General features: G+C 62.7%; 26 protein-coding genes. 6 read left to right on the top strand and 20 right to left on the bottom strand.

Going from position 1 to position 25,083, the window contains the following annotated elements; genetic code table 11:
* Positions 1-8: 8 nt before the first annotated feature.
* From hisG to gltX, 8 genes are all read right to left on the bottom strand, one after another.
* On the bottom strand, positions 9-902 hold the full coding sequence (hisG, locus tag HDE77_RS05195; protein WP_184416108.1) for an ATP phosphoribosyltransferase: 894 nt from the start codon (positions 900-902) through the stop codon (positions 9-11).
* A complete protein-coding gene (locus HDE77_RS05190; protein WP_184416107.1) occupies positions 899-1,237 on the bottom strand; it encodes a YerC/YecD family TrpR-related protein in 339 nt (112 codons plus the stop codon). The genes hisG and HDE77_RS05190 overlap by 4 nt, the downstream gene beginning before the upstream one ends.
* Before the next feature lie 299 nt (positions 1,238-1,536).
* A complete protein-coding gene (locus tag HDE77_RS05185; protein ID WP_184416106.1) occupies positions 1,537-1,698 on the bottom strand; it encodes a 30S ribosomal protein THX in 162 nt (53 codons plus the stop codon).
* 67 nt (positions 1,699-1,765) lie between these two features.
* Positions 1,766-2,713, bottom strand: coding sequence for a cation diffusion facilitator family transporter (locus HDE77_RS05180; protein WP_184416105.1), 948 nt, complete (start codon positions 2,711-2,713; stop codon positions 1,766-1,768).
* A gap of 51 nt (positions 2,714-2,764) precedes the next feature.
* Positions 2,765-3,199 carry a MerC domain-containing protein gene (locus tag HDE77_RS05175; RefSeq protein ID WP_184416104.1) on the bottom strand — a complete coding sequence of 145 codons (435 nt, stop codon included), beginning with the start codon at positions 3,197-3,199 and terminating at the stop codon, positions 2,765-2,767.
* Positions 3,200-3,443: 244 nt separating this feature from the next.
* The gene (locus HDE77_RS05170; protein ID WP_184416103.1) at positions 3,444-3,929 is read right to left on the bottom strand and encodes a transcriptional repressor; all 486 of its coding nucleotides are present in this window, start codon (positions 3,927-3,929) and stop codon (positions 3,444-3,446) included.
* A 54-nt stretch (positions 3,930-3,983) separates the two neighbouring features.
* Positions 3,984-4,262 carry a hypothetical protein gene (locus HDE77_RS05165; protein WP_184416102.1) on the bottom strand — a complete coding sequence of 93 codons (279 nt, stop codon included), beginning with the start codon at positions 4,260-4,262 and terminating at the stop codon, positions 3,984-3,986.
* Between the two features lie 26 nt (positions 4,263-4,288).
* The gene (gltX, locus tag HDE77_RS05160) at positions 4,289-5,689 is read right to left on the bottom strand and encodes a glutamate--tRNA ligase (RefSeq protein ID WP_184416101.1); all 1,401 of its coding nucleotides are present in this window, start codon (positions 5,687-5,689) and stop codon (positions 4,289-4,291) included.
* Between gltX and HDE77_RS05155 the strand changes: the two genes are divergently transcribed.
* The 3 genes from HDE77_RS05155 (at position 5,688) to HDE77_RS05145 (ending at position 8,385) form a co-directional block, all read left to right on the top strand.
* Positions 5,688-6,536 carry a transporter gene (locus HDE77_RS05155; protein WP_255482555.1) on the top strand — a complete coding sequence of 283 codons (849 nt, stop codon included), beginning with the start codon at positions 5,688-5,690 and terminating at the stop codon, positions 6,534-6,536. The two genes, gltX and HDE77_RS05155, sit on opposite strands and share 2 nt — an antisense overlap.
* A gap of 135 nt (positions 6,537-6,671) precedes the next feature.
* Entirely contained in the window at positions 6,672-7,832 is a 1,161-nt protein-coding gene (locus HDE77_RS05150) for a glycosyltransferase family 1 protein (RefSeq protein WP_184416100.1), read from the top strand.
* Entirely contained in the window at positions 7,801-8,385 is a 585-nt protein-coding gene (locus HDE77_RS05145; protein ID WP_184416099.1) for a phosphatase PAP2 family protein, read from the top strand. The genes HDE77_RS05150 and HDE77_RS05145 overlap by 32 nt, the downstream gene beginning before the upstream one ends.
* Positions 8,386-8,712: 327 nt before the next feature.
* On the opposite strand, the gene accD is transcribed toward HDE77_RS05145, so the two are convergent.
* The 11 genes from accD to prmB form a co-directional block, all read right to left on the bottom strand.
* Positions 8,713-9,582, bottom strand: coding sequence for an acetyl-CoA carboxylase, carboxyltransferase subunit beta (gene accD, locus HDE77_RS05140; RefSeq protein ID WP_184416098.1), 870 nt, complete (start codon positions 9,580-9,582; stop codon positions 8,713-8,715).
* Positions 9,583-9,690: 108 nt separating this feature from the next.
* Complete coding sequence (trpA, locus tag HDE77_RS05135; RefSeq protein ID WP_184416097.1) at positions 9,691-10,491, bottom strand: tryptophan synthase subunit alpha; 801 nt, start codon at positions 10,489-10,491, stop codon at positions 9,691-9,693.
* Positions 10,488-11,699 (bottom strand): tryptophan synthase subunit beta, encoded by a 1,212-nt coding sequence (trpB, locus tag HDE77_RS05130; protein WP_184416096.1) that lies wholly within the window; start codon positions 11,697-11,699, stop codon positions 10,488-10,490. Before trpB ends, trpA begins: the two co-directional genes overlap by 4 nt.
* A 75-nt stretch (positions 11,700-11,774) precedes the next feature.
* Positions 11,775-12,395, bottom strand: coding sequence for a phosphoribosylanthranilate isomerase (locus HDE77_RS05125; protein ID WP_184416342.1), 621 nt, complete (start codon positions 12,393-12,395; stop codon positions 11,775-11,777).
* A 26-nt stretch (positions 12,396-12,421) separates the two neighbouring features.
* Entirely contained in the window at positions 12,422-13,204 is a 783-nt protein-coding gene (truA, locus tag HDE77_RS05120) for a tRNA pseudouridine(38-40) synthase TruA (protein ID WP_184416095.1), read from the bottom strand.
* Between the two features lie 214 nt (positions 13,205-13,418).
* Entirely contained in the window at positions 13,419-15,791 is a 2,373-nt protein-coding gene (locus tag HDE77_RS05115; protein ID WP_184416094.1) for a FimV/HubP family polar landmark protein, read from the bottom strand.
* Between the two features lie 167 nt (positions 15,792-15,958).
* On the bottom strand, positions 15,959-16,264 hold the full coding sequence (locus tag HDE77_RS20415; protein ID WP_255482554.1) for a hypothetical protein: 306 nt from the start codon (positions 16,262-16,264) through the stop codon (positions 15,959-15,961).
* Positions 16,264-17,295 carry an aspartate-semialdehyde dehydrogenase gene (locus HDE77_RS05105; RefSeq protein WP_184416093.1) on the bottom strand — a complete coding sequence of 344 codons (1,032 nt, stop codon included), beginning with the start codon at positions 17,293-17,295 and terminating at the stop codon, positions 16,264-16,266. The genes HDE77_RS20415 and HDE77_RS05105 overlap by 1 nt, the downstream gene beginning before the upstream one ends.
* Before the next feature lie 15 nt (positions 17,296-17,310).
* Positions 17,311-18,327, bottom strand: coding sequence for a D-glycerate dehydrogenase (locus HDE77_RS05100; protein ID WP_184416092.1), 1,017 nt, complete (start codon positions 18,325-18,327; stop codon positions 17,311-17,313).
* Positions 18,320-19,441 carry a chorismate synthase gene (gene aroC, locus HDE77_RS05095; protein ID WP_184416091.1) on the bottom strand — a complete coding sequence of 374 codons (1,122 nt, stop codon included), beginning with the start codon at positions 19,439-19,441 and terminating at the stop codon, positions 18,320-18,322. Before aroC ends, HDE77_RS05100 begins: the two co-directional genes overlap by 8 nt.
* A 61-nt stretch (positions 19,442-19,502) precedes the next feature.
* Positions 19,503-20,426 (bottom strand): 50S ribosomal protein L3 N(5)-glutamine methyltransferase, encoded by a 924-nt coding sequence (gene prmB / locus HDE77_RS05090; protein ID WP_184416090.1) that lies wholly within the window; start codon positions 20,424-20,426, stop codon positions 19,503-19,505.
* Positions 20,427-20,678: 252 nt separating this feature from the next.
* Here prmB and HDE77_RS05085 point away from each other — a divergent pair, with 252 nt between their 5' ends.
* The 3 genes from HDE77_RS05085 to HDE77_RS05075 all read left to right on the top strand — a co-directional run bounded on the left by HDE77_RS05085 (position 20,679) and on the right by HDE77_RS05075 (position 23,461).
* Positions 20,679-21,764 carry a VCBS repeat-containing protein gene (locus HDE77_RS05085; RefSeq protein ID WP_184416089.1) on the top strand — a complete coding sequence of 362 codons (1,086 nt, stop codon included), beginning with the start codon at positions 20,679-20,681 and terminating at the stop codon, positions 21,762-21,764.
* A gap of 275 nt (positions 21,765-22,039) precedes the next feature.
* On the top strand, positions 22,040-22,879 hold the full coding sequence (gene asd, locus HDE77_RS05080; protein ID WP_184416088.1) for an archaetidylserine decarboxylase: 840 nt from the start codon (positions 22,040-22,042) through the stop codon (positions 22,877-22,879).
* A 138-nt stretch (positions 22,880-23,017) separates the two neighbouring features.
* Positions 23,018-23,461, top strand: coding sequence for a hypothetical protein (locus tag HDE77_RS05075; RefSeq protein WP_255482553.1), 444 nt, complete (start codon positions 23,018-23,020; stop codon positions 23,459-23,461).
* Positions 23,462-23,489: 28 nt separating this feature from the next.
* On the opposite strand, the gene HDE77_RS05070 is transcribed toward HDE77_RS05075, so the two are convergent.
* The gene (locus HDE77_RS05070) at positions 23,490-24,968 is read right to left on the bottom strand and encodes a transglycosylase SLT domain-containing protein (protein WP_184416087.1); all 1,479 of its coding nucleotides are present in this window, start codon (positions 24,966-24,968) and stop codon (positions 23,490-23,492) included.
* Positions 24,969-25,083: the final 115 nt, after the last annotated feature.

Genomic DNA, 25,083 nt, shown 5'->3' with positions numbered 1-25,083 from the left:
CCAGCTCTTCATGCCAACATTTTCTCCACCGGCAGCACGAACATCTCGCGCGCACCGGCCTTCTTGATTTCTTCCAGCTGCCGCCAGCTCACTTCGCCGGCACACAGCGCCTGCAACATCAGCTGATCCGGTTGCCCTGCGACCTGCAGCAGCGTCGGCTGTGGTCCGCCTGGCAGCAGACGCGTCACCGCTTCCAGCGTGTGGCGGGAAGTCTGCAGCAGCAACAGGCGTGACTCGCGCACCTGGATCACGCCGTCCAGCCGCTTCAACAACAGCTCCAGCATGTCGCCGCGTTCGTCCACCGGCAGCGTCAGCGGGCCCGTCAGCACCGCCTCGCTTTCCAGCAATACCTCCGCTTCACGCAACTGATTCGCAACCAGCGTGCCGCCGCTCTGCACCAGATCGCAGATGGCATCGGCGGTGCCCAGCTTCGGTGCAATCTCGACCGACCCGGTCAAGGTCACCACGCCGGCAGCCACGCCATGCGTGCGCAGCCATTCGCCGAGCAAACCTGGATACGAAGTGGCAATGCGCTGGCCTTCCAGTTGCTGCGGCCCGTGATAGTCCAGCTCCTGCGGCACCGCGATCGACAACCGGCAGCGGCCGAAACCGAGCGGGCGCAACTCGGCCAGCGGTGCAATTTCGCGCCCCGCTGTAAGCTGGAATTCGTTCAACACGTTGCGACCGACAATGCCGAGGTCGCATACGCCTTGTGCGATCAACCCGGGAATGTCGTCATCGCGCACCAGCAGCAGATCGACTGGCTCGCCTTCGCCAAAGCAGAACAGCTTGTCGCGGCTTTGCCGAAAGCTCAGCCCGCAACGGTTGAGGAGCTCCAGCGCCGGCTCGGTCAGCCGGCCGGATTTCTGCATCGCTATACGCAATCGGTCGCGCGCTTTCATGCCTTGGCCTTCTTTGTTGCGAGCGACAGACGCCGCGCTGCGCGTGCTGCCGCGGCCAGATAGCCACCGCTACCCTGGTTGAGATAGCGCGCCACCCGGCCGATCGTGGTGATGCTGACCGCGGTGCGCTCGTGAATCTCCCGATAGGACACGCCTTCAAGCAGATACGGCACCACCCGCCAGCGGTCCACCAGCACCTCAAGTTCTGCCGGAGTGCACAGGTCGCACATGAACGCACCCATCTCACCGGCATTCTTGAGCGACAGCAGCGCCTCATACAGGCTCAGCTCGGCTGACTCGACGGGTGTTTCGGGATCCAGTGATCGACGCTTCATAATGTACTAACGCATTAACACAATGGAGCGCATCATACATAACGTACCGCATCCCGGCAACGCGGACCATTGACGCGTGTCGAGCCTTTATTCAGATTCCACGGGATGGATCAAGGAGCACATTGGGCAAAGCGCCCCGAGCGATCGCAAGGTCCTGGTCGAGGTGAACCGGCGACGTTCACCTGTGTCGGAGCGGGAGAAAGCCATGACTGGCCACCTCGCGGCGCAGCGCAAGGTGCGTACCCATCAACAAAAACCCCCGCCATGGCGGGGGTCTTGTCTGTTCACCGTGAACCGGCTCAGGCCGACTTTTTCTTCGGCGCAGCCTTCTTGGCGGCAGCTGGCTTGGTCACGGTTGTCTTGGCGCCAACGACAGCCGGCACCGCGGTATGCGCACGGGTATTGCCGTAGCTACCGCGGTAGGTCTTGCCGCGACGGGTCTTGCGATCGCCCTTGCCCATGGGAACTCCTTAAATTCGTTGAATGAATGACCTGACACTATAGCAGTGCCGGCCCAAAGAGCCAAAGTCAGGGGTGCCGATGCCCCGCACAGCCGCGTGCATGGCCGAAACACCCGTCTGGGTCGACCTGCACGGTCACGTGCTGGATGCCGAAACGCTCCAGCAATACCCGATGGATGGCCAGCAAGGCTGACGCGCTATCGGCCGGCTCATGCAACTCGGCATGCAGGGTGGCCATGCGCGAACCCGAGGCGAGTTGCCATACATGCACGTGATGGATGTCGCTGATCGAGGCGTCTGCGCCGCGCAGCGCCGCCTCCACTTCGGCACAGTCCATGCCGTCGGGCACGCCTTCCAGCAGGATGTGTGCGGATAGCCGCATCAGCCGCCAGGCACTGTTGAGGATCAGCAGCGACACCAGCAGCGAAAGTACCGGGTCAGCCCACAACCAGCCCCACCAGCGAATCGCCAGCGCGGCGATGACAGCTGCTGCCGAACCGAGCAGATCACCCAGCACATGCAGGCTCGCGCCGGCCAGATTGACGTCGTCATGCGCATGTCCGTGCAGCATGCGCAAGACCAGCCCGTTCACCAGCAGCCCGACGATCGCCACCACCAGCATCACGCCGGACAGGATCTGCCCCGGATGCAGTAAACGGGTGATCGCTTCGTAGATGATCCAGCCGACCAGCACAAACTGGCTCAATGCATTGACGAATCCGACCAGGACTTCCATCCGGCCATAGCCGTAGCTGCGTCGCGCATCGGCCGGTCGACTGGCCATCCATGCGCCCACGAAAGCCAGCAGCAACGCCAGCGCGTCGACCATCATGTGGCCGGCATCGGCCAGCAGCGCCAGCGAGCCGGACCACAGGCCACCGAACGCCTCCGCTACCATCATCAACGTGGTCAGCACAAAAGCAAACAGCAGCTTGACGTTGCGGCCGCTCGCCGGAGCGGCGTGTTCATGCGCATGCAGCGCATGCGGGTGATTATGGGGATGCGTGGTACTCATCCGGGCATGCCATGGACGGCAATAGCCGTTGGGCAATCCAAGCGGCACACATCAGTGCGCACATTGCGGGCCATGCACGTGGGCATGACCGAAACGGCGGTCGCTATACAGGTTCACGAAATGCGCGCTGGCCACCAGCAAGCCGCCACACGTCACCAGCACGCTGTGCAGGATGATCGAATAGCCTTCGGCAAAGGTGACGCCAAGCACCAGCAACGCCAGACCCGGCGCCGCCAGCAACAAGGGCAGCGGCCGCTGATGTCGGCGATAACCACCGACCAGGGCGAACAGTGCCAGGGTGCAGGCAAAGAACACGAAGTCGCGCTCGAATCGATGATCGGCCAGAAATTCCAGGCCCAGGAACGGCAGCAATGCGAGCACGAACGGCAACAACGCGCAGTGGATCGCGCACAGGAACGAAGCCGTCGCGCCGACACGATCGGCCATATGCCACCAGCGGGATTTGCTTACCTGTTCGGATTCCATCGACCGGCTCTGGCGTCGCCATGTTGGCGACCCCTGCTTCAGTGGAAGCGATGTTACTTTATAACATACGAAAATGCCAGCGCCCGAGGCATTCGCCTGCAGGATGGGAGGAGAAAAGCCTACGTACTTTGCACGACCGGCTGATGACGCCGGCAAAAACGTGAACAGGTCCCCTCTAGAACTGCTTTGGGAGGGCGCAGGCTGATAAGGGCACCGAGGACAGGCTCTGCCGAACGAAGCGAATTCAGGCCTTGCGGCAGTCCTTGCAGGTGCCGTGCACTTCCAGCGTTTGCGCCTGCGGGCGGAAACCCAATGCCTTGGCCTGGGCCTCGATCAGTTCGGCGACCCGTTCATCGCAGACTTCCTGGGCGTTGGAGCACGTATCGCAGATCAGGAATGGCACCTGATGCGCCTCGGCCGGATGGTGGCAGGAGACGAAGGCGTTGATCGATTCCAGCTTGTGGATGAAACCGTGCTCGAGGAGGAAATCCAGCGCGCGGTAAACCGTCGGAGGCGCCGCATTGCCGTGTTTCTCGCGCAGCAGATCAAGCAGGTCATACGCCTTGATCGGCTTCTGGGCAGCAGCAATCAGCTCCAGCACTTCCTTGCGCAACGGGGTCAGACGCAGACCGCGTTCTTCGCTGGCATGCTCCACCGCTCGCACAAAACCCTTGGCATCGTGATGATGCGGGTGATGCAGGTGCGGGTTGTCAGCGACGTCGTGACTCACGGGTTCACCTCGTTGTGGATCATACACCGGTGCCCGCGCGACCTTGAGTGAGGTTCAGCGCGGCAGCGGAGGCGGTTGGGCAGACGGCCGGGGCCGCGGTTTTGTCAGTATCACGACCCAGCCGATCGGTCCCAGCGCGGCAGCCCAGACGACGCCTTCGACCAAACGGCCACGCCACCATCCAAGCAAGGCGCCAACCGCAATGAACAGCACGTTCCACCAGAACATGGCGGCCCACGGCACCATATTCAACAGGTTGACCAGGATGTGCCAGAACGCGCCCGGAGCGTCGGGATCGACGCCCTGGGTGGCTTTGGCGAGCAGCTCGTCCATTCAGACCCGCCGCTTCATTGGGATGTTCAAGCTTGTGCCAGGCCGATCGCATAATCGATGCGCTTGATTGCCTCGCTACGGCCAGCCAGATAGAGCGTGTGGTCGATCGACGGCGATACTTGCGTACCGGTCAACGCCACGCGCAGCGGTTGGGCGATCTTGCCCATGCCCAACTCGAGCTTCGCCGCGACCTGTTCGATCACCTGATGGATCGCCTCCGGCTTCCATTCGCAATCGACCAGCAATGCCCTGGCGGCCTGCAGCACGGCTACGGCGCTGTCGTTCTTCAGATGCTTGGCGACGGCCTTCTCGTCCCATTCGGCGATCGGCGCATACCAGATCTTTGCGCGCTCGACCATTTCCTTGAACGTGTGCACGCGATCACGCAGCGCCACGATCACATCGGCCGGGGCCGGGCCATTCGACGTATCGATGCCCGCGCGCGCCAGATGCCAAGCAAACTCCGGCGCCAGCGTCTGCGGATCATCTGTCTTCAGGTAATGCTGGTTGAGCCAGGCCAGCTTCTCGGTATCGAAGCGCGAGGCGGCCTTGTTCACGTCACTGATGTCGAACAGCGCGATCATGTCGTCGCGCGAAAAAATCTCCTTGTCACCATGCGACCAGCCCAGGCGCACCAGATAGTTGAGCAGCGCATGCGGCAGGAAGCCGTCGTCGCGATACTCCATCACGCTGACCGCGCTGGTGCGCTTGGAAAGTTTCTTGCCTTCCTTGTCGAGGATCATCGGCAGGTGCGCGAACTCCGGCACTTTCGCACCCAGCGCGTGATAGATATTGATCTGCCTTGGCGTGTTGTTGACGTGGTCGTCGCCACGTATCACTTCCGTGATACCCATATCGATATCGTCGACCACGACGGCGAAGTTGTAGGTCGGCCAGCCATCGGAACGGAAGATCACCAGGTCATCCAGCTCGGCGTTCGCCCACTCGATCCGACCCTTGACCTTGTCGTCGAAAATCACCGAGCCCTCGATCGGGTTGCGGAATCGGATCACCCGATTCGGATCCTCACGATACGGCTCGTTGCGATCGCGGTAGTAGCCGTTGTAGCGCGGCTTCTCGCCCTTGGCCGTGGCGGCCTCGCGCATCGCCTCGATCTCGTCTTTGCTTTCGTAGGCGTAGTACGCCTTGCCGGCGGCGACCAGCTCGTCGGCCACCTGCTTGTACCGCTGTAGACGCTGAGTCTGGTAGAACGGACCCTCGTCATGATTCAGCCCCAGCCACTGCATCGCATCGAGAATCGCCTGCACGGCGGCATCCGTTGAACGCTCGCGATCTGTATCCTCGATACGCAGCACGAAATCTCCACCGCGGCGGCGCGACTCCAGCCAGCAATACAGTGCGGTGCGGGCGCCACCGATATGCAGGAAACCGGTGGGACTGGGGGCGAAGCGGGTACGAACGGTCATGGGATTCATTCAACAGGCATGGAGCGAAGCATTGGATTTTAGCCGATACCGGGACCCGAACCCGAACCCGACGCAAAGGACCCGTCGCGGTCTGCGTTTTTCAGCCGTGCTCACACTGGGCTGGCTGATCAGCATGCCGGCGCTTGCCGACAACCCTGGCTATGACCGCCCGGGCTATGGCTTCACGCCAGTCGTACTTGGCGCCGGGGAGGTTACGCTCGAGCAAGGCATCGGAGACTGGAACCTCGACCGGCAGGACGGAGTCCGCAGCTCGCTATTCACCGCCGACAGTCTGCTGCGGGTCGGCATCGGCGGCCCGCTGGAACTGCAAGTGGGCGGCTCGGCCTTCAACTATCTTCATCAGACGGGTTCCGGCACCGACTTCAGCAGTCATGGCCATGGCGACAGCAACCTCGCCATCAAGCTTGCGTTGCCGAGCTCAAACCAGGCTTTCACCTGGGGACTGCTTGGCAGTGTTGAATTCACCGATGGCGCGAAGGCGTTCCGCAACGATACCCGCCAATATCTATTCGGTACGCAGTTCAACTATCAGATCAACGAGCACAACCAGCTGGGGGCCTATCTCCAGGACGTGCGCGCAGGCGGCAACGACAGCACCACCGTGGCACTCAGCGACAATGTCGCACTGACAAAGACGCTGACAGCCTATGTGGAGGCCGCGTTGCTGCACACGCCCGATCAGGGCAGCGGTACCGTTGCCGGCGGCGGCCTGGCATGGATGGTCAACCCGCGCTTACAGCTCGACGCCGGTTTCGATCGCCGATTGGATGGTGCGGCGCCGGAATGGCAGGCCAATCTCGGAGTATCGATCTACTTCGGCCACTGACCCCAGTTCGCTTAACGTGAATGGTGAACCGGACTGACGAAATAACCCCGCCGGTCGTCACCGGGGCGTCATGCACCCGCCATACCGCCGCAACGCCGCTCGCCCACACTGCGCCAAGCCAGCACGGGTACCATCATGCGCATCGGCATTGTCAGCGAGACCTACCCACCGGAAATCAACGGCGTCGCCTTGACCGTGCACAACCTCGCTGCCGGTCTGGCGGGTCGCGGCCACAGCGTCGATCTGATCCGACCACGGCAACCGCAACCGCACCTGGACGAGCCGGGTATCGAGGTGCTCAGCGTGCGCGGCGGCAGCATGCCCCGCTATCCAGGTCTGCGCTTCGGCCTGCCCGCCGGCCGCGCGCTGCGCGAGCACTGGAAACAGCAACGGCCTGATGCGATCTATGTCGCCACCGAAGGTCCACTCGGCTGGTCGGCCGTGCGCGCTGCCAAGCAACTGGGCATACCTGTGAGTAGCGGCTTCCACACCCGCTTCGACAGTTACGCCGATCATTACGGCGTCGGCTGGCTCACCCCGCTGGTGCGCGGTTACCTGCGTCGCTTTCATCGGCGCGCTGCCACTACCCTGGTGCCGACCGATGCGCTCGCACAAGAGCTGCGCGCATTGGGCATCCCCAACGCGCGCATGTTGCGACGCGCGGTCGATACGCAACTGTTCCATCCGCGTCGTCGCAGTGATGCGTTGCGCGCTACCTGGGGTGTCGATGCCGCCACGCCGGTGGTGCTGTATGTCGGGCGCATCGCAGCGGAAAAAAATCTCGAGCTGGCGGTGCAGACTTTTCGCGCCATCCAGCAGCAGGTACCGAAGGCACGTTACGTGTGGGTGGGTGACGGCCCGGCGCGCGCCGCGCTGGAGGCCGCGCATCCGGACTTCATTTTTGCCGGCATGCAGCGTGGCGAGGCGCTGGGCCAGCACTATGCCAGCGCCGATCTTTTTCCATTCAGCAGCCTCAGCGAAACATTCGGCAACGTGATTCTCGAGGCGTTGGCCGCCGGCCTGCCGGTCGTGGCCTACGCCGAAGGAGCCGCTCGCGAACATCTGCGCGACGGCATCAACGGCTATTGCATCGAGTCGGGAAATGCGCGGGCGTTCGTCGCCGCAGCCACCAACCTGGCCTGCAATCCGGGTTTGATTCGGCACATGGGCCGCGCTGCCCATGTCGGCGTCGCCGGCCTTTCGCCGGACGCCGTGATCCGCGATTTCGAAACCCTGCTGCGTGAGATGGCCGAGGAGAATCTGCATGAACACGCTACCACCGTTGCACACGCCTGAGCTTTCCATCGCATCACGCCTCATGGGGCGCCTGGCGCTGGATCGACGCGTATGTGTAGCCGCCAATCGCTGGGGTGCCCGGCGTGCGGTGGGCCTGTTCTTCGGTGCGATCAGCCGGCTCGGTGATGGCATGTTCTGGTACGCGTTGATGGCCGTACTGCCGCTGATCTACGGACAGCGCGGGCTCGTCGCCGCCGCGCATATGGCGCTCACCGGACTCATCGCGTTGCAGCTGTATCGCCTGCTGAAACGCTGGACGCGTCGCCCTCGCCCTTTCCGTGTCTGCCCCGGTGTGATCGCTCATGTGCCGCCACTGGACGAGTTCAGTTTTCCGTCCGGACATACTTTGCAGGCGGTGGGTTTCACCATCGTCGCACTAGCCTGGTATCCGCAGCTCGCACCGTTGCTGCTGAGCTTTACGGTGTTGATCGCCGCGTCGCGGGTGATCCTTGGACTTCACTATCCCAGTGACGTGCTCGCGGCCATCCTCATCGGCAGTGGTCTTGGTGCGTCGTCGCTGTTGTTGCTGCCGCTGGCCGCGAAGTTGGTTTGAGTATCGGCTGACGTGAGTGCTGCCGTGCACTTGTGTGAGCAGCCATTGCGCACGCCGTCACAAGCTCCTTTGCGGTCAGACAGATAGCTTACTTGTCCACAGGCTTTCCCCGTCGCACTCCACAATTGCTGTGGAGAACTTTGCAGGACACGCTCGCGACTGGGCAAAACTTCGACAACGCGTAGCAAGTGCTTGATGGACAAGCCACGAATGGAGCTTGTCCACAGGCTTACACCCATGGCATCCACAGTAGCTGTGGAAAACCTGCGCCGGAAACGACGATGCCGCCTTTCGGCGGCATCGTGATTGTCATCGCGAAGGCTTTCTTCAGGCGGCGCGCGATGCCCGGCCGAGGATGCCCAGCAGATCGGCCAGCTTGTCGCGCATCTCGCGACGATCGACGATCAGGTCGATGGCGCCGTGTTCGACCAGGAACTCCGAACGCTGAAAACCTTCCGGCAATGTTTCGCGCACCGTCTGCTCGATCACGCGCGGGCCGGCGAAGCCAATCAAGGCCTTCGGCTCACCGATGTTGATGTCGCCGAGCATGGCCAGACTGGCTGACACACCACCGGTGGTCGGGTTGGTCAGCACGCTGATGTACGGTACGCCTGCATCACGCAGACGCGCCAACGCGGCGGAGGTCTTGGCCATCTGCATCAGCGAGAACAATGCTTCCTGCATGCGCGCACCACCGGTGGCGGAGAAGCACACCAGGGCGCTGCGATCGGCCAGTGCACGCTCGGCGGCACGGGTGAATTTCTCGCCCACGACGGAACCCATCGAGCCACCCATGTAGGCAAACTCGAAGGCCACCGCCATCAGCGGCCGCCCTTTTAGATTGCCGCTCATCGCCAGCAGCGCGTCTTTTTCGCCGACCTTTTTTTGCGCGGCGATGATGCGGTCGCGGTACTTCTTGGTGTCGCGGAATTTCAGCGGATCGGTGGGCTCCATGCTGGCCCAATGCTCCTGCGCGGTGCCTTCATCCAGCAACGCCAGCAGGCGCGTACGCGCTTCGATGTAGTGGTGATGACCGCACTTGGGGCAGACCATCAGGTTGCGATCGAGCTCCGGTCGATACAACACCGTGCCGCATCCGCCGCATTTCTCCCAGACACCTTCCGGCACCGAACCTTTGCCGCCATTCGGTTGCTGCGTGCGGGTGCGCGGATTCATGATTTTTTGCAGCCAGTTCATCGCATCACCCTAGATATTCGTAAGCGCACATCGTCAAGCGATGTCTGCCTTCCGTGGATCAGCCCTTCAAGAACGGCCCTTCATGGGCCTGCCCTCATAGATATGCAGTCAATGCGCGTCGAGCGCGGCACGGATCGGCGCGAGAAACTCGCTTATCCGCGCGGCAATGTCCGCCGCATCCGTGGCGCCGGCAAGCCGTTCGACCAGCGCGGTGCCGATCACCACCGCATCGGCAAAGCCGGCAATCGCCTTTGCGCTCGCCGCATCGCGTATGCCGAAGCCTACCGCCACCGGGGTCCGTGCGTGGGCGCGGATATCCGCCACGCGCGCGGCGATCCCGCCGGTACTCAAGTGCGCCGCACCGGTGATACCGGCAAACGACACATAATACAGGAAACCCTCCGCGGCCTCGCATAACTGCGCCATACGGGCGGGCGCGGTGGTCGGCGCGGCGAGCAGGATCTGCTGCAACCCGGCGTCCCGCAACGGCTGCAGCACCGCCGCCTCCTCCAGCGGGCAATCCACCAGCAACACACCATCGACGCCGGCCTGCACTGCTTCCTGTGCAAAACGCGCATAGCCATGGATCTCGACCGGGTTCAGATAACCCATCAAAACCACTGGCGTATCCGCATCACGAGCACGGAATTCGGCGACCCAGCGCAAGACGTCAACCAGCCCGACACCCTTGGCAATCGCCCGCTCGCTGGCGTGCTGGATCACCGGCCCATCCGCCATCGGATCGGAGAACGGCACACCCAGTTCAATCACGTCGGCACCGGCGTCGACCAGCGCATGCATCAGCGCCACCATGTGCTCAGGCGCAGGATCGCCAGCCGTGACGAAAGGGATCAGACCCGTGCGGCTGGACGCCTTGAGTTGGGCGAAGCGCCGATCGATGCGGCTCATACTTCGACCCCTTCGAGTGCGGCGATCGTATGCACGTCCTTGTCGCCGCGACCCGACAGATTGCACAACACCAGTCCGTCTTTCGGATACTCGCGCGCCAGCTTGATCGCCTGCGCCACGGCGTGACTGGATTCGAGCGCAGCGAGAATCCCTTCCGTGCGCGCCAGCAGATGGAACGCTTCCAGCGCTTCGTCGTCGGTAATGCCGAGGTATTCGGCACGACCGGCGTCCTTCAGGAACGCATGTTCCGGGCCGACGCCGGGATAATCCAGACCAGCTGACACCGAGTGCGTCTCGGTGATCTGGCCGTTGTCGTCGCAGAGTACGTACGTGCGATTGCCGTGCAGCACACCTGGTCGACCGGCCAGCAACGAGGCCGCATGATGGCCGCTGGCGATACCCTCGCCCGCCGCCTCGGCGCCGACCATGCGCACGTCCGGGTCATTCAGGAACGCATGGAACAACCCGATTGCGTTGGAGCCACCACCCACGCACGCGGTGAGCACGTCCGGCAGGCGGCCGTATTGCTCCAGCATCTGCGCGCGCGCCTCACGCCCGACGACGGCATTGAAATCGCGCACCATCAGCGGATACGGATGCGGGCCGGCGACCGTGCCGATGATGTAAAACGTGTCGGCGACGTTGGTGACCCAGTCGCGCATCGCTTCGTTCAATGCATCTTTCAGCGTCTTTGAGCCGGACGTCACCGGCACGACTTCCGCGCCGAGCAGCTTCATGCGGTAGACGTTGATCTTCTGCCGCTCGATGTCCACCGCGCCCATGTAGACCACGCACTTCAGCCCAAGCCGCGCGGCCACGGTGGCGCTGGCGACGCCGTGCTGACCGGCACCGGTCTCGGCGATGATGCGCGGCTTGCCCATGCGCTTGGCGACCAGCGCCTGACCCACGGTGTTGTTGATCTTGTGCGCGCCGGTGTGGTTGAGGTCTTCGCGCTTGAACAGGATCCGCGCGCCGCCCACATGCTGCGACAAGCGTTCGGCGTGATAGATCGGGCTGGGTCGGCCGACGTAGTGCTTCAGATCGCGGTCGAGTTCAGCGATGAACTCCGGATCTTCGCGCAACCGCAGATAGGCCTCGGTGAGCTCGGCCAGCGGCGCCATCAGGGTCTCGGCGACATAGCTGCCACCGTAGTCGCCGAAGCGGCCATGCACGTCGGGGTAAGCATTGAAATCGGCGATCTTGCTCATCTACTCACTCGCTGGTGCAGGAGGGCACCCTGGACGCGATGGCTGCGGCAAGCCGTTCGCGCACAGGGTGCGCTCCTACAGGGATACGTGCCGTACGGCGGCAATGAAAGCAGCCATCTTAGCGGCATCCTTGATGCCGGGCGAAGCCTCGACCCCGCTGGCCACATCCACCGCCCATGGTCGCGCGATGCGAATGGCTTCAGCGACGTTGCCCTGATTCAGGCCGCCGGCCAGGATCAAGGGCTGCGCCAGGCCGCTCGGCATGCGCGACCAGTCGAACGCGCGGCCGCTGCCACCGGCCTCACCGAGGCCATGACCGTCCAGCAGCAACCCCGCCGCGCGCGGGTAATCGTGCAAGCGCGACAACGCCGCCGAGCCTTCACCCATCGCAATGGCCTTAAGGTAACGCTGACCAAACTGCGCGCACCACGCATCGTCTTCCTGCCCGTGAAATTGCAGCAGCTCCGGCTGCACGACACGGATCACCTCGTGCACCAGCGCTGCGTCGTCGTCCATGAACAATGCCACTGTCGTGACAAAAGGCGGCAGCGCCCGGCGTATTTCGTTTGCCTTCGACAGCTCGACCCGACGCTGACTGCGCGCGGTAAACACCAGGCCGATCGCATCGGCACCAAGACGCGCCGCCAGCAGCGCATCCTCGACCCGGGTCATTCCACAGCATTTGATGCGGATCACGGTGGAGACGTTGATGGACGGGGCGTTCATTCGCTTTTCTCGGTCATGCAGACCTCGGCCGGCAAACCCCAGTGCGATGGATAGCGTGGGCCAAGAAAGGTCAGCCCTGAAGCGGGCGCCGTCGGTCCGGCGACCTGACGATCACAGCCGGCCAGCAATTCGGCCACCCATGATATGGGTCGTTCGCCGCGACCGATCATCAGCAAGGATCCCACGATGTTGCGCACCATGTGGTGCAGGAACGCGTTCGCCTCGATCTCGACGAAAAGCTGTTCGCCATTGCGACGCACACTCACTGCCAATACCGTACGGCGCGGATGTGCGGCCTGGCATGACAACGCACGGAACGCACCGAAGTCATGTTCGCCGAGCAGCGCCTGCGCCGCCTCGTGCATGACTTCGGCGTCCAGCGGCAGGCGCTCCCAGGTCACGTAGCGTGCATCCAGCGCGGCACGCACTGGCCGGTTCAGGATGTGGTATCGATAGCGCCGGCTGCGAGCGGCATAGCGCGCATGAAATTCCGCGGCCACCGGTTGCGCCCACAGCACAGCCACGGTATCGGGCAGGTTGGAACACGCACCCAGCACCCAGCCGCGCATGTCGCGCTGTGCGTCGGTATCGAAATGCACGACCTGGCAGCGGCCATGCACGCCGGCATCCGTGCGGCCCGCGCAACTGATCTCGACCGGATGCGCAGCCACTCGCGACAGCGCGTTCTCTACTGCTGTCTGCACGCTGGCTTCGGATTTCAGGCGTTGCCAGCCATAGAAATCGGTGCCGTCGTATTCGATGCCAAGGGCAATGCGCATGAAGTCGGTAAACAGTTCAATGAAAGGGAAAGATTAGCAGCACGTCGGCGAAGTCGAGCTGGCGAGGCGACCGAAGCCATAACGCCATCGGGCCGGCAAGCCGGCTACATATCTGCCAAATGACATCGGGCCGGCAAGCCGGCTAAGGAGCCTGCCAAATGAAATCGGGCCGGCAAGCCGGCCCGACAAGTCACGCAAGTAGCGCCGCGAGGACTTAGTGGAGCGTCTCCAGCAGGCGTTTGGCAACATCCTGCTGCATCTGGCTGCCTTCCTTGACGACTTCCCCGAGCATGGCGCGGGCGCCGTCGGCGTCACCCATGTCCAGATAGGCGCGAGCCAGATCGAGCTTGGTATCTACCGGATCATCACTGTATTCGCCCAGTTCGCTGCCCTGGCCGCCCACTTGATGCTCATTCTCATCGAAATGCCAGCCCGAAGCCTGCTCGGCCTGCGCTACCGCAGACACCTCGTGATGCGCCTCCGCCACCTGTTCGGCGACAACCGCATGCTCCGATGCCGCATCACTGGCCATCTGCCCGCTCAGGTCAAAATTGAACTTGTATTCGCTCACCTTCCTTGGCGTCTGCGGCGGCAAGGGTGGCATCGATGATGCAACCGGGGCCGTATTGCTGACGGTCGCATAGTCATCGGCACCGAAATCGTGACTGCCCAGGACTTCCTCGTGCACCGGCAACACGACGTGCGGGGCGAACAACGGATGACCCGGCACAAGATCCTCACCCATGTGCACTACGTCCTGCCACTCGTCCTGCTGCGGATCGGTGATGTGCGCGTGCATCGCTTCGGCAGCCGCCTCGAAGTGCTCGACGTCGCGACGCGAGTAATACAGGGTGACCAGTTCCAGGTGCAGGTGGATGTCGTCCGGATGCTCGGCCAACTCGTCGAGCAGCTCATCCTGGTCGACGTCGTCACCATCGTGCTCCGCTGGTGGCGTCGATTCGAAGCGATCCGCCAGCGACGAGGGCGTCTTTGGCAATGACGTTGCCGCAGGCTTGCGCCGACGCAGCAGACCAACCAGCAGCAACAGCGCTACCACTGCCCCAACCGCCCAGGCCCACGTCTGCATGTACCAGGGCTGCTCATCTACCGACGGCGGGTTATGCGCAGTGACCGGCTTGTGTGCTGGCTTGACCGGCACCGGCTTTGCCGCTGCGACCACGCTCGAAGCGGAGCCGACAGCCGGTGCGCTTGCGGCAGCGACTGGAGCCGCCGTCATCGCCGTGGAGCTGGTGGCAATGGGTGGGGCGCCAGCGACCGTGCCGTTCGTAGCGGGTGCGGGCTTGGCTTCCGGCGACGCCGCGACCACGGGCTTGGCCAGTGCGCTGGTTGCCGGCGCAGGTGCCGTCGCGCTAACAGCAGCCCCGGCGGGAGCGGCCACCGGCGGCAGGCCCGCCGCCTTGCGTGCCTTGGCCAGTTCGCCCTGCAGTTGGGCAATCTCGTTGTCCTTGAGCGACAACAGATGTTCGTTCTTGTTGTTGATGTCCGTCAGGTCTTTCAACCGGGCGGTCAAATCGTTGCCTTGCTGCTCCAGGGTGGCAAGGCTTTCCTGGGTTCGCAGCAGATCCTGACGCAGGCCGGCCGCGGATTTGCCACCGGTGTTTGCGCTGGTGCCGCTCTGCCCGCCCGCGCCGTTGACGTCCTTGACCGGAACCAGGGCAAGACGATCACCGGCACTGCCCGATTTGCCGGTGGGCGCACTGGAGGATGACGAACGAGTCGCTGCATCCGCCACCGTCGTCGGTTTGCTGGTTGCCCCCGCACGCCAGTCTCCGTTCTCGCGCTCCACGGCGGCCACCGCCGCGGCAACCGTCATGGCCTGCGCTTCGTCCGACGTCGGCACGCGCAATACCGCGCCAGTCTTCAGTGCGTTGATGTTGTCGCGGTAGAACGCCTCCGGATTGGCCTGTTTGAGGGCCAGCAACATCTGATTGACGTCCACTCCGGTCGGCATGACGTGCCGGGCGATCGACGACAGCGTCTGGCCCCGTGCGACCGGGCCATAGTTTCCGTTGGCAACAGCGGCGGGAGCAGGCGCAGGTGCCCTCGATACCGGCGCCGGATGATTTTGTCGTGACGTGGGCGCCACGGCGGTTTGGACGGCCTGACTTGGCGCCGACGATGTCGGGGCCGTGGCTGCAACTGGCGCAGGTGCCGTGGCCGGCGCGCTCATCTGACTCCCCGGCGGATCAAGCAGGATGGCGAACTCGCGCATGCTCTTGCCGGCCTTGCCATTCACCTCGAGCAGCAGGTCAATGTACGGGTCATCCACCACCACACTGCTGGTGATGCGGATCACCTGGCCGTTGCCGGTATTGGCGACGCTGAAATGCAGCGGGATCGAGGTGCGCCCGCCCTGGATACCGGCACGGGCGAAATCTTCGCTCGAGGCCAATTGAACGGTGAGACTCTGCAGTTCCGCCGGACTGGCCGGATGCAGCGGAATCTCCGCCAGCAACGGCTGCCCCAAGGTCGATTTGACCTGGATCTGACCCAGGTCAAGCGCCATCGCCTGGCTTGTGCCCAGTCCCAGCGCCATCAACATCGACAACTTCAACGAACGATTCATCAGTGTGTTCCCCCGAACGATCTCTGGCGCCACTCTATAGGTGTCGTCGCCGCGGCGACAACTGCTCCAATGAGAGCCACTTTAGTTATATGCAGACCAATCAACAATAGCAGCAGCGAAGACTTGCAGCGCATTGCTGCAGTGCGTTCTCATCGCCACGATGCTTTTCACTGGTGGTTGGACGCCGACTTGGCGCGCAGCGCCTGCAGTTGCTGCTGCAGTTCGGTGATCGTCCGATCCTGCTGTTGAAGGCGCTCGCTTGCCTGCTTGCTGTTTGATTCCTGACTGGAGACATCCTGCTGCAACTGATTGATCTGGGCCTCGTGCTGCGCCACACGCTGCCTGATTTCAGACAGGGAGGGCTGAGCAGCCTTCGGCGATCCAGCCGGCTGTGCCGTGGGCTCGCCGCTGCTGGCCCAGGCCAGCGACGAGGCCATGAAACACACCATGCCAAAAAGTTGCAAACAACGCATTACAGATAATCCTCGATCAGCAGCTCGGCAATCTGCACGGCATTCAAGGCCGCGCCCTTGCGAATATTGTCCGAAACAATCCACAGATCCAGCCCGCGTTCGTGCGAAATGTCCTCGCGGATACGGCCGACGTAAACGGCATCGTTACCGGCCGCCTCCCCCACCGGCGTCGGATAACCACCTGCCTTGCGCTCGTCCATCAGCACCACGCCAGGCGCCTGTTGCAGCAGCTCGCGCGCCTGTTCGGCGGTGATCTTCTCGCTGGTTTCGATATGCACCGCCTCGGAGTGGCCGTAGAACACCGGCACGCGTACCGCCGTGGGATTCACCTGGATCGACTCGTCTTCAAGGATCTTGCGCGTTTCCCACACCAGCTTCATCTCTTCCTTCGTGTAGCCGTTCGGTTGAAATTCGTCGATCTGCGGAATCACATTGAACGCGATCTGCACGGGGAATTTCTTGCCCGGCTCCACGCTTTGGAAGTTCAGCAGCGCCGCTGTCTGCTTGCCGAGCTCCTCCATGCCAAGCCTTCCGGCCCCGGATACCGACTGGTAGGTCGCGACATTGATCCGCTCGATCTGCACCGCGCGATGGATCGGAGCCAGCGCCACCAGCATCTGCATGGTCGAGCAGTTCGGGTTGGCGATGATGCCGCGGCGGGTGTAGTCGGCAATCGCGTGCGGATTCACCTCGCTGATCACCAGCGGCACGTCGTCCTGGTAGCGGAACTCCGAGGTATTGTCGATCACCACCGCGCCAGCTGCTGCCGCACGTGGCGCATGCTCCTTGCTGACCGACCCGCCGGCAGAAAAGAACGCGATGTCCACGCCCGTGAAGTCATAGGTATCGAGCAGCTGCACGGTGATCTGCTGGCCGCCAAACTCAATTTTCCCGCCGGCGGAGCGCTCGCTGGCCAGAGGCACCAGTTCACTGACCGGAAAATCGCGCTCGGCGAGGATCGCCAGCAAGGCTTCACCCACCGCACCGGTTGCGCCAACCATGGCGACTTTGTAACTGCTCTTCTTGCTCATCGTGTGTTCTTTAGCTCAGGGTTGGGTCGGAGGGTTGGCCGTAGCCAATACCGTCGGATTGAGGATCGTTGGAGGGCGCCCGGCATGCGGGCCATGGCCGAAAAACGCCATGACATTGTCCACTGCGAGCGCCGTCATGGCTCGTCGTGCATCGTGACTGGCACTGGCTATATGCGGACTGAGCAGCACATTGTCCAGCGCGAGCAAGGCCGGATGCACGTTCGGCTCGCCCTCGAAAACATCCAGCGCGGCCGCCGCTATATCACCACGTGCCAGCGCCGCAGCCAGCGCCGCATCGTCCACAATACCGCCGCGAGCCACATTCACCAACACCGCAGTGCGCTTCATCAGCGCCAGTTCGGATGTGCCGATTGCGTGGTGGTTCTCCGGTGTCAACGGTACCACCAGCACCAGAAAATCGGATTCACGCAGTAGCCCCTGCTTGTCGACGTAGCGAGCGTTGCATTCACGCTCGATCGGCTCCGGCAGTGCCGAGCGATTGTGATAGATGACCGGCATGCCGAAGCCCGACGCCCGGCGCGCGACCGCCTGACCGATACGGCCCATGCCCAGAATGCCGAGCGTGCGACCACGCACATCCATGCCGAGCCACTCGGTGAATTTCGTGGCCTTCCATTCGCCCGCACGCAGCCAGCGCTCCGCGGCGCCGACTCGTCGTGCTGCGCCAAGCAGCAGCGCCCAGGTGTAGTCGGCCACGCTTTCGTTGAGCACGTCGGCCGTGTTTGAGGCTGCGATGCCGGCCGCCGTCAGCGCGGCCAGGTCGAGGTTGTCGTAGCCGACGCTGAGATTGGCGACAAGACGAAGGCGCTTCGCACCGGCAATTTCCGCCGCGCCAATGCGCTCCTTGAGGCCAACGATGGCCGCATCGTGATCGGCCAGTTTCGCGGCCAGCTCAGCTGGCGAAAACTTGATCTCTTCCGGCTCGCTGGTCACCTCGAAGTGTTCATCGAGGCGGGCGACAATGTCAGGAAAGGTGGGGCGGGAAACCCAGACTTTCGGTCGATCAGCCATCGACGGTTTCCTGCCTGTCAGATCGCCACGGAATCAACGGCTCGACCGCACCCACATCGCCGCATTGCGCACGATGGCGCAATGCATGGTCGATCAGCACCAGCGCCATCATGGCTTCGGCGATCGGCGTAGCGCGGATACCGACGCACGGGTCGTGGCGGCCCTTGGTCACCACCTCGGCCGGTTCACCAGCCAGATTCACGCTGTGGCCGGGAATCAGGATGCTGGAGGTAGGCTTGAGCACGATCGAAGCCGTTACCGGTTGACCGCTGCTGATGCCACCCAGGATGCCGCCGGCATGATTGGACGTAAAGCCGTCCATGCTCATTTCGTCGCGATGCTGACTGCCACGCTGGGTGACCGCCGCGAAGCCATCGCCGATCTCCACACCCTTTACGGCGTTGATCGACATCAGCGCGCTGGCGAGATCGCCATCGAGCTTGCCGTAGATCGGCTCGCCCCAACCCGGCGGCACGCCATCGGCCATGACATTAACGCGGGCGCCGACTGAATCGCCGGATTTGCGCAGCGCATTGATGTAGGTTTCAAGCGCCGGCACCTGCTCCGCATCTGGCCAGAAAAATGGATTCTGCTCAACCGCCGCCCAATCGAATGCCGTCGGCGTGATGTCGCCAATCTGGGCCAGGTAGCCGCGCACCCGCACGCCGTAGCGCTCGGCCAGCCACTTCTTGGCGATCACGGCGGCAGCCACCCGCATGGTGGTTTCGCGTGCCGATGAGCGCCCGCCACCGCGCGGATCGCGGATACCGTATTTCTGCCAATAGGTGTAATCGGCGTGGCCTGGACGGAACGTCGACGCGATGTCACCGTAGTCCTTGCTGCGCTGATCGGTATTGCGGATCAGCAGCGCGATCGGTGTGCCGGTGGTCTTGCCCTCGTAGACGCCGGAGAGAATTTCCACGTCATCCGCTTCATGCCGCTGCGAGGTAAAGCGACTGCGGCCCGTGGCGCGGCGATCCAGGTCCTGACGAAATTCTTCCTCGCTGATCGATAACCCGGGCGGACACCCGTCAATCACGCAACCGATCGCCGGCCCGTGGCTTTCGCCGAACGTGGTGACGGTGAAGAGCTTGCCGAAAGAGTTGCTGGACATGGGTATGGACGTCTGAAGGATCCGTCACAGCTTAACCGCGATAGCCGGGTGTCGTGTGACTCTAAGCTGCCCGCGCCATGGCGGCAGCATGAATCGCGGCAGCGTGTTCGATCAGGTCGCGCTTCTCGAGTGCGAACACGCCCATCGCGCCGACCTTGAACTCGATCCACACAAACGGCACCTGCGGCAGCAGCGCGGCCAGCGCATGCTCGCTTTCGCCAACCTCGATGACCAGCAAACCATCATCGTTGAGGTACTCAGCCGCCTCGTCCAGCATGCGCAGGCACAGGTCCAATCCATCCTTGCCGGAGGTCAGGCCGAGCTTCGGCTCGTGGCGGTATTCGCCGGGCAGCGCGGTGTACTCGTCTTCGGTGACGTAGGGCGGATTGGAGACGATCAGGTCGTAGCGTCGACCTTTGACACCGCTGAACAGATCCGACTTGATCGCCTCGACGCGGCCTTCGACATGCTGGAACACGATGTTTTCGCGGGCCAGGGCAAGCGCGTCGTCGCTGATGTCGGCGATGTCGACCTTCCACTCCGGGTTGTACTCGGCCAGCGCAATACCGATGCAGCCAGAGCCCGTGCACAGATCCAGCGCCCGTTCGACCTGGCGCTCGTCGAGCCACGGCGAGAAGCCCGACTCGATCAGCTCGGCGATCGGCGAACGCGGCACCAGCGCCCGGCGATCACTCTTGAATTTCAGTCCGGCGAACCATGTTTCACCCACCAGGTAGGCCACCGGCAGACGCTCGGTGATGCGACGCTTGATCAGGATCAGCAGGCGCTCGCGCTCCTCCGTCGTGAGCTTGCCGACACCGTAGGCCGGTGGCAGATCCGGCGGCAGATGCAGACTGGCCAGCACCAGATGGGTGGCCTCGTCGATGGGGTTGTCGTGGCTGTGACCGAACGTGAGCCCGGCGGCCGAGAAGCGACTCGCACCATAGCGGATGAAGTCGATGATGGTGGCGAGTTCGGCGGTCACGTGGGCAGCTTGCGAGGGAGAGGATGCTTATTATAGCCGCACACGGGACCCTGCCACTTTCCGGTCCTCATCCTATAGGTCCATTGCGATGGAGGCAGACACACTAAGCCCGTTGCACCCATCCATGCGGATAACGGAGAATCGTCGCGCGAGAGGCGGGATAGCGCGCGCGTCAGTGGACGCGCTTATCGATACGGATATTCACAGGGGAAACGCATGAAAATAGGGGCGCTAGCCTTCATAGCAGCATGTATGGTTTCGTCTTTGGCATTTGCAACCGGGCCCGGGCAGCCCAATCCAATGGCTACAGCTTCAGCACCGAGCAAGCCACAATTCCTGCAAGTGGCCAATGAAATCTTCTATCCTACGTATTTCGTTGCACCGAACGACATTGATGGCGACGGCACCTCGGACCTGCTCTGGTTCAATGCGTCGACGAGTCAGTTCGCTTATTGGATCTCGAGTCCGAACAATACAGACACCATGTACGTGCGGGATTCGTACAAGATCTTCAACATCACGCCAGGCTATTACATCGGCGCAATAGGCGATTTCAATGGCGACCGCAAGGCCGATCTTATCTGGACGAGTACCGATAACGATTTGTACCTGTGGGAATCAACTGGCGCCTCTTTCCAGTCGACTTACATCGGGACGTATCCCGCCGGCTGGCAGCTTGTTGGCGCCGGTGACATCGATGGTGACGGTGACGCCGACCTGCTTTGGTGGAACGAGAGCGCGTGCCAGTTCGGATACTGGATCATGCATGGTGCAACCGTGGCAAGACGCACCATCATCAATGTCGCCTGTGGCTATCACATCGCCGCCATAGGTCACTTCATGCAAACGACACACGTGGACTTGCTGTGGACCAGCGCTGCACACGACCTGTACCTGTGGGCTGGGTCAGGCAGTGGATTTTCATCAACGCTGATTGGCAACTATGACCCTCAGGGGAGAGTCATCGGCGCTGCTGTAGCAGGTGACTTTGGCGGCGTGAATATCTACGTGCAGAACGATGGTGCGTTGCAGTTCAAGCAGTATGAAGAGCGTTCGTACTTCAATTCCAATGGCCAGGTGACTCAAACCTCGTTCGGATTGGTCAACACATTCTCCATCAACAGCAACGATTATCTTGGGGCAACGGGCAATTTCGACAACGGCAACGAGGCCGTGCTCGTCTGGGCGAACGACGCGTCAAATGCCGCCAGCGCGCCTGCAGCGCAGGGCAGTCTGATCTGGCTAACCAGGACGTTCTCAGCCCCCAACCAGGGCTGGCTGTCTGCCCCCATTGGGAGCTACCCGTCAGGCTGGACTTTGGTAGGTGCGCGAAATTGAGGGGATCGGCGAAGCCTCCTGGCTTCGCCGTCTTCATCCATGACTACTGCGAAGACGACACCCCGGATTTCCACGTCTGTTTGGCGATGGCGATGCGATGCCGATGAGTGTTATCGACCGTCACTTCCAGCGCCATGCCTGAACAGCGCGGCGAGGGGGCTGCTCTGCCGAATGCAACCAGCACCGCCTCTACGGTCAGCCCGTATGGCTCGGCTTGTCCTCCCCAGTAGCCCTCATCTGGCGAAATTAGTCCGCACTTCATTCATACTGGGCGGATGACATTCAACGTATTGCTGCAATATCTATTGCCCCACCGCGCCCTGTCGCGAGTGGTTTACTGGGCTACTCGCTGGACATTCGCGCCGTGGAAGAACTGGTTGATCGGCACCATCGTGCGCAACTACCAGGTCAACATGGCCGAGGCGGCGCAGCCCGATGCAATGGCCTATCAACACTTCAATGCGTTTTTCACGCGCAAACTGCGCGCCGATGCCCGCCGTGCAGATGGTGACCCTGCGTCCCTGCTGAGTCCGGCCGATGGGCGCATCAGCCAGGCGGGTCCGATCGTCGACGGCCGGATCTTTCAGGCCAAGGGGCAGCAATACACAGCGACCGAACTGCTCGGTGGTGATGAGGCGGCCGCTGCGCCGTACCGAAATGGCAGCTTCGTCACCGTGTATCTGTCGCCGCGTGATTACCATCGCGTGCATATGCCGCTGGCTGGGCGGCTGAAGGAAACCGTGCACGTGCCCGGCCGAATCTTCAGCGTGGCGCCGTTCGCGGTCGAGGCGATCCCGCGGCTGTTCGCTCGCAACGAGCGGCTGGTCTGCCACTTCGAGGGCGAGCACGGGCCGTTCGTGGTCGTGATGGTCGGCGCGATCCTGGTCTCGTCGGTGGCCACCGTGTGGGACGGTCTGGTGATTCCGCCGTATGCCTCGGCGATCCGGCGCAAATCGTTTGAAGGCCAGAACATCACGTTGGGACGCTTCGCGGAAATGGCGCGTTTCAACATGGGCTCGACCGTGATCCTGTTGCTGCCCGAAGGCATGGCCACGCTGGACGCCCTGCAACCGCAGCAGGCGGTGCAAGTCGGGCAGCGACTCGGTCACCGCTGACCCCGCTCTCGGCAACGCATGGGCTGACGCAGAGCGTCATTTTGTGACGCTTTAGGCGCAATCGCCGTGCTGGCTTCGCTACGCTCGTGTCTTCGCTACGTGTCTAGTACCGCCTGATTCCAGCGCCCGGGGAAACCGATGCAACTATTCACTCCATTCATCGCCATGATGCGCGCCCGTCAGCTTGGGCGGCAGTTCCGCGAGATCGAGCGCAGCATCCGGGCACTGCCCAAGCGCACCCGCGCCCGTCTGAGCGCACTGACCCTGCGCGAAATCGGCCAGGCCTCGCGTAGCGACTTCCCCCACTTGTATGGCACCGCTCCGGAAGCGCGTTACCTGCCCTGGGGCCAAGGCACCGAGGCCGGCTACGAACGGGCCCGTTCGGACAACGCGGAAGTGGCGCTGCGCGGGATCGCGCTTTGGCTCGCAGTGGCTTATCACGAGACGAAAAACTCCCCGCATGCCAGCCTGCAGCCGCAGCACCGTCAATTGATGCAGCTGCTGCGCGAATTGAAAGAAATCCACGGCAACAGCAACGCCAAGACCGTCGAAAGCTGGATGCAGACCAGCGCAGTCGCCTGAGGCTGGTCGCTTCCGGTTGGCTGGCTGGCTATTGGCAGACGGGCAGCTTCAGTGTCTGTCCGACGCTGATGTGCTGACGCTTGAGGCCGTTCATGTCCGCCACTTCCTGCACACTTGAGCAATGCAGCTTGCGCACGATGCTTTCCAGCGTGTCGCCGCGACGAACCTTGTAGCTGCGCTCTGCCCGCGGAGCGGGTGTGCGTGCTGGCGCAGGGGCCACGACCGGTACCGCCGCGGTATGCAGATCGTTGGCAAGAATCGGCCACGGACCATCCACACAGCGCGACGCATACGCCTGTTCCAACTGCTTGGGCAGCTGCAGTCGGGTACCCATCGGCTGCTCCACCTGCGGATCGAGCCGCGGATTGAGGTTACGCAAGGTGCGGAACCAGCCGTCGGTCATTCCGCCAGCGGACCCCAGGCACACGGTGAGCTCGGACAGCGAAGCAGACCGCTTCAGCGTGACCAGGCCCGGGACGCCATCCATCTTCGGAAATCTCAGGTTGTAGCTTTCCGGATGCAGGAACAACCATGCCGCTGCCAGCACGGAGGGCACGTAATCCCGGGTTTCCTGCGACAACTGGTTGTAGATACGCGGATCGTAGAAGCTGACCGAGGTGTCGTCCCCGACCAGGCGACGCATCTGGCCTTCGCCGCCGTTGTAGGCGGCAATGGTCAGCTCGAGGTTGTTGTTGAACACCCCCAGCTGTTCATTGATGTAGTCGGCATTGGCACGCGCCGACTCGGCCGGGTCAAAGCGCATGTCGAAGCCGTCGTCGGTGTTCAGCCCAAAGCGCAGTCCGGTGGCATACATGAACTGCAACGGCCCGGCAGCGCCCGAGCGCGACACGGCATGCACCTTGCCGCCTGATTCCTTCGCCATCATGCCGAACAGCAAAGCCTCGGGGAGATCGGCCTTCTGGTATGCCGGCCACATCTGGTAACGCAGGTACTGATAGTTGACGTAGGCGTCCATCAGCTGCGGTCGCCACTGGGTCAGCCACATTTCCAGCGCAGCCTTCACCGGACCATTCATGGCGATCAGTTCGGACAGCTTCTGCCCATGCAGCAAGGTCACACTGCGTTGCGCCTCCGGCAGGCTGGCGGCACCGGTCTTGCCAGTGGGTAGCGCAGCCTGCGAAGAATCGATATCGCTGTCCAGATCCTGGGCACCGCCGAAATCGCCGTCCTTCAATCGCAGCAGATGATCAAACACCGAGAAGAACCGCTGCGGGTCGCAACCTGGCGTGTTGCCACATTGCGCTGCAGCCTGCTTAAGACGATCGAGCGACTGGGTCAGCGTGAGCTGTGAGGCCTGCAGATTGCCCTCGCGCGACTGCTGCAGGGCGGTTTCGTAACCCTGACTGGCCAGGTCGAGCTGGCCATAAAGCGCGTTGACCTGAGGCGATGGTTTGATTGCGGCGCTGCTGGCGCAGGCGGCGAGCATGCCCAACGCCACGGCGAGCGGCGCCAGGCGCAAGGGGCGGACAACGGAACGCAACAACATCACAGGCTTCATCCGCGGAAAACGTTCACCATAGCCGGCGCGGCGCTCTGACTCAACGCCTGCCCGCTTCTACGCAACAACATGCCAGCAGACTGTCCTCGCTACAATCGACTGA

Origin of the sequence: Rhodanobacter sp. MP7CTX1 (genome assembly GCF_014205795.1) — a bacterium.
Classification (GTDB): domain Bacteria; phylum Pseudomonadota; class Gammaproteobacteria; order Xanthomonadales; family Rhodanobacteraceae; genus Rhodanobacter.
This window is presented reverse-complemented; position numbering and strand designations above follow the sequence as displayed.

Bases quoted from the DNA above. Each gene is read 5' to 3' on its own strand.
- HDE77_RS05150 (WP_184416100.1), top strand. From the start codon at position 6,672: ATGCGCATCGGCATTGTCAGCGAGACCTACCCACCGGAAATCAACGGC.
- aroC (WP_184416091.1), bottom strand. From the start codon at position 19,441: ATGTCCAGCAACTCTTTCGGCAAGCTCTTCACCGTCACCACGTTCGGC.
- HDE77_RS05145 (WP_184416099.1), top strand. From the start codon at position 7,801: ATGAACACGCTACCACCGTTGCACACGCCTGAGCTTTCCATCGCATCA.
- HDE77_RS05070 (WP_184416087.1), bottom strand. From the start codon at position 24,968: ATGTTGTTGCGTTCCGTTGTCCGCCCCTTGCGCCTGGCGCCGCTCGCC.
- HDE77_RS05185 (WP_184416106.1), bottom strand. From the start codon at position 1,698: ATGGGCAAGGGCGATCGCAAGACCCGTCGCGGCAAGACCTACCGCGGT.
- gltX (WP_184416101.1), bottom strand. From the start codon at position 5,689: ATGACCGTTCGTACCCGCTTCGCCCCCAGTCCCACCGGTTTCCTGCAT.
- hisG (WP_184416108.1), bottom strand. From the start codon at position 902: ATGAAAGCGCGCGACCGATTGCGTATAGCGATGCAGAAATCCGGCCGG.
- HDE77_RS20415 (WP_255482554.1), bottom strand. From the start codon at position 16,264: ATGCGTTGTTTGCAACTTTTTGGCATGGTGTGTTTCATGGCCTCGTCG.
- truA (WP_184416095.1), bottom strand. From the start codon at position 13,204: ATGCGCATTGCCCTTGGCATCGAATACGACGGCACCGATTTCTATGGC.
- HDE77_RS05175 (WP_184416104.1), bottom strand. From the start codon at position 3,199: ATGGAATCCGAACAGGTAAGCAAATCCCGCTGGTGGCATATGGCCGAT.
- HDE77_RS05180 (WP_184416105.1), bottom strand. From the start codon at position 2,713: ATGAGTACCACGCATCCCCATAATCACCCGCATGCGCTGCATGCGCAT.
- HDE77_RS05115 (WP_184416094.1), bottom strand. From the start codon at position 15,791: ATGAATCGTTCGTTGAAGTTGTCGATGTTGATGGCGCTGGGACTGGGC.
- HDE77_RS05155 (WP_255482555.1), top strand. From the start codon at position 5,688: ATGGGATTCATTCAACAGGCATGGAGCGAAGCATTGGATTTTAGCCGA.
- accD (WP_184416098.1), bottom strand. From the start codon at position 9,582: ATGAACTGGCTGCAAAAAATCATGAATCCGCGCACCCGCACGCAGCAA.
- trpA (WP_184416097.1), bottom strand. From the start codon at position 10,491: ATGAGCCGCATCGATCGGCGCTTCGCCCAACTCAAGGCGTCCAGCCGC.
- HDE77_RS05165 (WP_184416102.1), bottom strand. From the start codon at position 4,262: ATGGACGAGCTGCTCGCCAAAGCCACCCAGGGCGTCGATCCCGACGCT.
- HDE77_RS05085 (WP_184416089.1), top strand. From the start codon at position 20,679: ATGGTTTCGTCTTTGGCATTTGCAACCGGGCCCGGGCAGCCCAATCCA.
- trpB (WP_184416096.1), bottom strand. From the start codon at position 11,699: ATGAGCAAGATCGCCGATTTCAATGCTTACCCCGACGTGCATGGCCGC.
- HDE77_RS05105 (WP_184416093.1), bottom strand. From the start codon at position 17,295: ATGAGCAAGAAGAGCAGTTACAAAGTCGCCATGGTTGGCGCAACCGGT.
- HDE77_RS05100 (WP_184416092.1), bottom strand. From the start codon at position 18,327: ATGGCTGATCGACCGAAAGTCTGGGTTTCCCGCCCCACCTTTCCTGAC.
- HDE77_RS05190 (WP_184416107.1), bottom strand. From the start codon at position 1,237: ATGAAGCGTCGATCACTGGATCCCGAAACACCCGTCGAGTCAGCCGAG.
- HDE77_RS05075 (WP_255482553.1), top strand. From the start codon at position 23,018: ATGCAACTATTCACTCCATTCATCGCCATGATGCGCGCCCGTCAGCTT.
- asd (WP_184416088.1), top strand. From the start codon at position 22,040: ATGACATTCAACGTATTGCTGCAATATCTATTGCCCCACCGCGCCCTG.